Below are 1687 nucleotides of genomic sequence, written 5' to 3'. Positions count from 1 at the left end.
GAAATGGGTTTAGAGGAATACGTGACCAAAGGAAGTAAGATAGGTCAAATTTAAAATATTGAACAAGATGAAGTCCGAAAACCATTAGCAGTTAAAGAAAGGAAATATTTGGATAAAAAAGGGAATCATGCAGAAGTGGGATTAGTAGGTAACTTTGCCGGAAGCAAAAAAGAGTGGATAGGAAAAATTGTTCGTAGTGAAGGCGTGGTAGACAGTAAAAGCCGGATGACCTATCTCGTTGCCGAAATTGATGACCCATACGGGCTAAATAGTGATAAAAATGAATTACGCTTCGGCACCTATGTTACTGCCTATGTAGAAGGCAGTAATGCCGGTAATGTGGCCATTATTCCGCGTCATCTGATTGTGAATGGTTTAGTTGCTGTGATGGATAGCGACAAAACCTTGCGTTATAAACCTGTGAAAATCATTCGCCAAGAAGGTTCAAACGTGGTGATTTCTGAAGGGCTTGAATCAGGAATGCAAGTTATCACCTCAGCTCTTGATTACCCATTAGAAGGCATGAAATTGGCTCTACCGGAAGACAAAGCCTTACAAGATGAGTCTGAAGAAACAGACAAAACTGAACTTGCGATGGAAGGTGAATAAACATCATGGACGATACTAACAAAGGAATTATCGCCTGGTTTGCCCGTAATAGCGTGGCAGCGAACTTATTGATGATCATTATTCTATTAGGTGGTCTGTTGACCGCCAATACGATCCGTAAACAGTTCTTCCCTGCCGTTGAAGTTAACTGGATTCAATTTAGCGCGGTTTACCCAGGTACTGCACCACAAGAAGTGGAAGAAGGCATTACCATTAAAATTGAACAAGCCTTAGAAAGTGTTCAAGGATTAAAAAGGGTTATTACCTATTCAAATCGTAATATGGCGCAGGGATATTTTCAGGTTGAAGACTCATATGATCCACAAGTCGTACTTGAAGAGGTTAAGTCTGAAATTGATTCCATCTCAACCTTTCCTGGCGGTATGGAACCGCCAAAAGTTGAACGTATTAAATTTCGACAAGAAGTCATGTATTTAAGTCTTTATGGTGACTTAAACCAAAAGCAGCTCAAAGATTTAGGCGAACGTATTAATGATGAAATCATGCAGTTGCCTGGTGTCAATATTAGCGAATATTATAGCGGTTTAAGTTATGAGATTGGCATTGAAGTCAGTAAAGACCGTTTACGTGAATTTGGGATAACCTTTAACGATGTTGCAGAGGCCGTTCGAGGCTATTCACGCAACATGTCTGCTGGCCAAATTAAGGCAGAAAATGGTTACATCAATTTACGCGTCCAGAATCAAGCCTACGTGGGTTACGAGTTTGAAGAGTTGCCTTTACTGACATTAGATGATGGCACCAAGATTTTATTAGGTGATATTGCCACTGTAAATGATGGCTTTGAAGAAGGCATTCAATACTCTAAATTTAATGGTAAAAATTCAGTTACCTTTTTCATTGGCGCGGGTAAAAACCAAAGTATTACCGATGTTGCGGATACGATTAATACCTTTGTCGATAAACAGCAAAAAATATTACCACAAGGTGTAAAACTGGAACCTTGGGTAGACATGACTTACTACTGGGATGGCCGGTTAGAGCTGATGCTCGACAGCATGAAGAGTGGTGCGATATTAGTGTTCATCATGCTGGCCTTGTTCTTGCGAGTTCGATT

Annotated in this window: 2 protein-coding genes; both read left to right on the top strand. The window is 40.2% G+C overall.

What is annotated here, in order from left to right:
* Window positions 1-108 precede the first annotated feature (108 nt).
* Complete coding sequence (locus H5202_RS22030) at window positions 109-609, top strand: efflux RND transporter periplasmic adaptor subunit (protein WP_182773916.1); 501 nt, start codon at window positions 109-111, stop codon at window positions 607-609.
* A gap of 5 nt (window positions 610-614) precedes the next feature.
* Window positions 615-1687 (top strand): efflux RND transporter permease subunit (locus tag H5202_RS22025; protein WP_182773915.1); only part of this gene is annotated, 1073 nt, incomplete at its 3' end.

It is taken from the genome of Shewanella sp. SG41-4 (genome assembly GCF_014164505.1).
GTDB lineage: Bacteria > Pseudomonadota > Gammaproteobacteria > Enterobacterales > Shewanellaceae > Shewanella.
Note: the sequence above shows the minus strand (reverse complement) of the source record. Positions and strands in the feature narration are given on the sequence as shown.